The sequence below is a fragment of the Pseudolysinimonas sp. genome (genome assembly GCF_057350545.1).
In genome coordinates this window covers 1-4,922 of record NZ_JBMRCP010000120.1, presented here as the reverse complement: position 1 = coordinate 4,922, position 4,922 = coordinate 1, and the positions used below count along the sequence as shown (strand labels likewise).

Sequence of the window (4,922 nt, the reverse complement as noted above, 5' to 3'; positions counted from 1 at the left end):
GCGCGCTTCCTGCGCGAAGACAACATCGTGATGGTGGCGACGATCGCCTTCGGCATGGGCATCGACAAGCCGGACGTGCGCTTCGTCTGCCACCTCGACCTGCCGAAATCGCTGGAAGGCTATTACCAGGAGACGGGCCGCGCGGGCCGCGACGGCCTGCCATCGACCGCGTGGCTCGCCTACGGGCTGCAAGACGTCGTGCAGCAGCGCCGCATGATCGACGACGGCGAGGGCGATCGGGCGCACAAGCAACGCATGGGCCAGCACCTCGACGCGATGCTCGCGCTCTGCGAGACGGTCTCCTGTCGACGCGTCCAGCTGCTCGGGTACTTCGGGCAGAACAGCGAGGCGTGCGGCAACTGCGACACCTGCCTGTCGCCGCCCGAGGCGTTCGACGGCACCGTCCCGGCGCAGAAGCTGTTGTCGACCGTCGTGCGGCTGCAACGCGAGCGCAATCAACGTTTCGGCGCGGGGCAGCTCATCGACATCCTGCTCGGGCGCGAGACCGACCGCGTGCGGCAGCACCGGCACGACGAGCTCTCGACCTTCGGCATCGGCTCCGAGCTGAACGAGCAGGAGTGGCGCGGAGTCGTGCGACAGCTGCTCGCGCAGGGTCTGCTCGCGGTGCAGGGCGAGTACGGCACGCTCGGCATCACCGAGGCCGCGGCCGGCGTGCTCGACGGGTCGCGGCAGGTGCTGCTGCGACGCGAACCCGAGCGGCGCGCCCGGGCGGCGAAGAAGACGGCGGGGGTCGAGCTGCCCGAGGGGTCGCGCGGGCTGTTCGAGAAGCTGCGGGAGTGGCGGGCCGGGGTCGCGCGCGAGCAGGGCGTTCCGGCGTACATCGTGTTCGGCGACGCCACCCTGCGCGGCATCGCGGTCACGAAGCCCGGGTCGCTCGACGAGCTCGGCACGATCAGCGGCGTCGGCGAGAAGAAGCTCGAGGCCTACGGCGAGGGCGTGCTCGAGGTGGTCGCGGCGTCGTCGGAGGCGGCGTGACGGCCGAGCTGACCACCGAGCGCCTGCTGTTGCGCGGGTGGCGCGACTCCGACCGCGATGCGTGGGCGGCGCTGAACGCCGATCCGGAGGTCATGGAGTTCTTCCCCGCGACCCTCGACCGGGCTCAGGCCGACACGGCGTTCGACCGCCTCGGCGGGGCACTCGCCGACCGCGGCTGGGGGCTCTGGGCGGTGGAGTACGACGGCGGGTTCCTCGGCTTCACGGGGCTCAACCCGGTCGGCTTCGACGCGCACTTCGCTCCCGCGATCGAGATCGGCTGGCGGCTCGCGCGCGTCGCGTGGGGTCGCGGCTTCGCCACCGAGGCCGCGCGCGCCGCTCTCGACTACGCGTGGCGCGAGCTCACCCTCGACGCCGTCGTGTCGTTCACGTCGGTCGGCAACATCCGCTCGCGTGCTGTCATGGAGCGGCTCGGCATGACCCGCGACCCCGCCGACGATTTCGACCACCCGAGCGTGCCCGAGGGCAGCTCGCTCCGCCGCCACGTGCTGTACCGCCTGCAACGTTCCGCATAGCGCCGTTGCGGGGCGCTTGCACCGGCCGTACGACGGCCCCGCGCCCCCACCGCGTTTCCTACCGTCGGCGTCATGAGAAACAGATCCCTCGCCGCCGCCGCGGCTTTCCTGCTCCCCGCTCTCCTGCTCGTTGGCTGCGCGCAGACCACGGTGCCGCTCGATCCGCCCGACCCTGACATCCCGGGCGGTTCCGGTGACGGACCGGTGACCGGCATCCCGGCCGTCGACGACGAGTTCTTCGCGACGGTGGAGGAGTTGCGCGGACAGCTCGACGAGTGGCGCGACGGATGGCTCGCGTCGGGCTGCACCGACGTCGCGGCGGTGAGCGGCGGCATCGACTACTCGCTCTCGCTCAGCGGCGGCGGTCTGGTGGCGACGTCGATCCAGATCGTCTTCGGCGGCACCGGCATCGCCGACTTCGCGCTCAGCCCGCAGCCGCAGGTCGCCGACCTCGCCGACTCGCAGGCGGCCGCCGTCGCCGCTGCGACCTCCACGGCGGAGTGGAACGACTCGGGATGCCCGGGCGAGACCGATCCGTCGTGCCTGGCGCCGACGACGGCGATGGTCGACGACCTCATGGCGTTGCACGACGCACTCTTCTCCTGGTCTCGCTGAGCCTGGTCCTCCCCGCCGCTGAGTAAGAGGGGGCGACGAGGTGGCTGCCCCGGTAGCGTTCCTCCATGACCTTCAATGACGACGCCGACATCCGGGGCGGCCGTGTCTCGCGCCGGGGCCGCAACGCCGCGATCGGCGCCGGTGGCGGTGGCCTCGTCGTGATCGCCCTCCTCATCATCGGCCCGCTGCTCGGGGTCGACCTCAGCGGCCTCGCCCCGATCCTCGGCGGCGACGGCGGAGGTCAGCAGGTCGAGGAGACGCCGCTCGACGGTTGCCTCACCGGAGAGGACGCGAACGAGAACGTCGACTGCCGCATGCTGGGGGCAGCCACGTCGCTCGATCTCTACTGGGAGACTCAGGTCGACGGTTACGTCGCCCCCGCGCTGACGCTCTTCGACGGATCGGTGCAGACCGGATGCGGCAACGCCACGAGCGCGGTCGGCCCGTTCTACTGCCCGCCCGACCAGCGCGTGTACATCGACACCGCGTTCTACGGACAGCTGCAGTCGCAGTTCGGTGCGAGCGGCGGGCCCCTCGCGCAGATGTACATCGTCGCCCACGAGTGGGGGCACCACATCCAGAACATCGTCGGCACGATGGACGGGCTGAACCTGCAGGATTCGGGCCCGACCTCCGACGGCGTGCGGCTCGAACTGCAGGCCGACTGCTACGCGGGCGCCTGGGTGGCCGCGGCATCCGACGTCGAGGACTCGAGCGGCATCGCGCTGCTCAAGGAGCCGACGGATGCCGAGATCACGGATGCGCTCAACGCCGCGAACGTCGTCGGTGACGACTACATCCAGGAGAACCTCGGCGACGGCAACGTGAACCCCGAGACCTGGACCCACGGCTCGAGCGAGCAGCGGCAGGCGTGGTTCCGCACCGGCTACACGCAGGGCGTCGGGGCGTGCGACACGTTTTCGACGAACAACCTGTAGCGCCGTCGGCTGTCGAACCCTCCCAAGCCGAACGGGCTCAGTTGTAGATCGTCCACAAGGGCGGCGGGGGACGTGCTCACCCCGGGTTGTGCACCTCGACGACGATTCCCCGCCTGTCCGACATCCGGTCGTACCGTGAAACCATGACGGATCTCGTGGACCGCACCACCGACGCGACGCCGAGCGACGACCCGAAGGTGGATGTCGCCGCCCTCGGCGAACTGCTGCTCGGCCGGTGGAAGGACGTGCGCCTGAAGTCGCGCGAGCTCATGGCGCGCGACGAGTTCCACCGCATCCCGGGGCACACGATGGAGCAGCAGCGCGAACGCGTGCTCGGGCAGCTGCAGCGCCTCGTCGAGGAGCGCACCGTGTTGCGCGCGTTCCCGAGCCGGCTCGGAGGTCACGACGACCACGGCGGCAACCTCGCGCAGTTCGAGGAGATCGCGATCGCCGACCCGTCGCTGCAGATCAAGGGCGGCGTGCAGTGGGGCCTTTTCGCGGCCGCGATCATGCACCTCGGCACCGAGTACCACCACGACAAGTTCCTGCCGGGCGCGATGAGCCTCGCGGTTCCCGGCGCGTTCGCGATGACCGAGACCGGCCACGGCTCCGACGTCGCGAGCATCGGCACCACCGCGACGTTCGATCCCGAGGCCGACGAGTTCGTCATCCAGACGCCCTTCCGCGCCGCGTGGAAGGACTACCTGGGCAACGCCGCACTGCACGGTCAGGCCGCCGTCGTGTTCGCGCAGCTCATCGTCGGCGGGGTGAACCACGGCGTGCACGCGCTCTACGTGCCGATCCGCGACGGCGACCAGTTCCTGCCCGGCGTCGGCGGCGACGACGACGGCATCAAGGGCGGGCTCAACGGCATCGACAACGGCCGCCTGCATTTCACCGACGTGCGCGTGCCGCGCACGAACCTGCTCAACCGCTACGGCGACGTCGACGAGAACGGGGTCTACCGTTCGAGCATCGCGAGCCCGGGGCGCCGATTCTTCACGATGATCGGCACCCTCGTGCAGGGCCGTGTCTCGCTCGACGGCGCCGCGACCGTCGCGAGCAAGCTGGCGCTCAAGATCGCGATCACCTACGGGTCGGAGCGTCGGCAGTTCGCCGACGGGCCGAACGGTGAGGAGATCGTGCTGCTCGACTACCAGCGCCACCAGCGCCGACTGCTCACGCGCCTCGCGACGACGTACGCGATGTCGTTCGCGCACGAGCGGCTGCTCGAGAAGTTCCACGACGTCTTCAAGGCCGGCGAGAAGGCGACGGATGCCGATCGCCAGGAGCTCGAGACCCTCGCGGCGGCTCTCAAGCCGTTCTCGACCTGGTCGGCGCTCGACATCCTGCAGGAGGCGCGTGAGGCGTGCGGCGGCGCGGGCTTCCTCGCCGAGAACCGCTTCGTTCAGCTGCGTCAGGACCTCGACATCTACGTGACCTTCGAGGGCGACAACAACGTGCTGCTGCAGCTCGTCGCGAAGCGTCTGCTCGCCGACTACGCGAAGCAGTTCAAGAACGCGGATGCCGCCGCCATCGCCGGCGTCGTCGCCTCGCAGGTGGGCGAGGTCGCGGTCAACCGCTCGGGCCTGCGGGCCTTCGGGCAGAGCATCGTCGACTTCGGGTCGCGCGCCCGGTCGATCGGCGTCGTGCGCGGACCCGACGCGCAGCGTCAGCTGCTCACCGACCGCGTGCACTCGATGGTCGCCGACATCGCGGGTCGCCTCAAGGACATCACGAAGCTCTGGCCCGAGCAAGCGGCGATCGTCTTCAACGCCAACCAGAACGAGCTCATCGAGGCGGCGTACGCGCACGCCGAGCTGCTCGAGTGGGAGGCGTT

General features: G+C 70.3%; 5 protein-coding genes. All 5 read left to right on the top strand.

From position 1 onward, the window contains the following. A partial coding sequence (locus tag ACO1X9_RS16275) for an RQC domain-containing protein (RefSeq protein ID WP_486351903.1) occupies nucleotides 1-996 on the top strand: 996 nt, incomplete at its 5' end. After that, nucleotides 993-1,529: a GNAT family N-acetyltransferase gene (locus tag ACO1X9_RS16270; protein ID WP_486351902.1), complete on the top strand. Its 537-nt coding sequence runs from the start codon at nucleotides 993-995 to the stop codon at nucleotides 1,527-1,529. The genes ACO1X9_RS16275 and ACO1X9_RS16270, both read left to right, overlap by 4 nt. Before the next feature lie 72 nt (nucleotides 1,530-1,601). Continuing rightward, nucleotides 1,602-2,144, top strand: coding sequence for a hypothetical protein (locus tag ACO1X9_RS16265; protein WP_486351901.1), 543 nt, complete (start codon nucleotides 1,602-1,604; stop codon nucleotides 2,142-2,144). A 65-nt stretch (nucleotides 2,145-2,209) separates the two neighbouring features. Next, nucleotides 2,210-3,082, top strand: a complete 873-nt coding sequence (ypfJ, locus tag ACO1X9_RS16260) for a KPN_02809 family neutral zinc metallopeptidase (protein WP_486351900.1) — start codon at nucleotides 2,210-2,212, stop codon at nucleotides 3,080-3,082. A 143-nt stretch (nucleotides 3,083-3,225) separates the two neighbouring features. Then, nucleotides 3,226-4,922: acyl-CoA dehydrogenase family protein (locus tag ACO1X9_RS16255; protein WP_486351899.1), on the top strand; the 1,697-nt coding region annotated here is incomplete at its 3' end.

What these genes read in the sequence shown, in the direction of transcription:
- ACO1X9_RS16265 (WP_486351901.1), top strand. Translation starts at nt 1,602, where the DNA reads ATGAGAAACAGATCCCTCGCCGCCGCCGCGGCTTTCCTGCTCCCCGCT.
- ypfJ (WP_486351900.1), top strand. Translation starts at nt 2,210, where the DNA reads ATGACCTTCAATGACGACGCCGACATCCGGGGCGGCCGTGTCTCGCGC.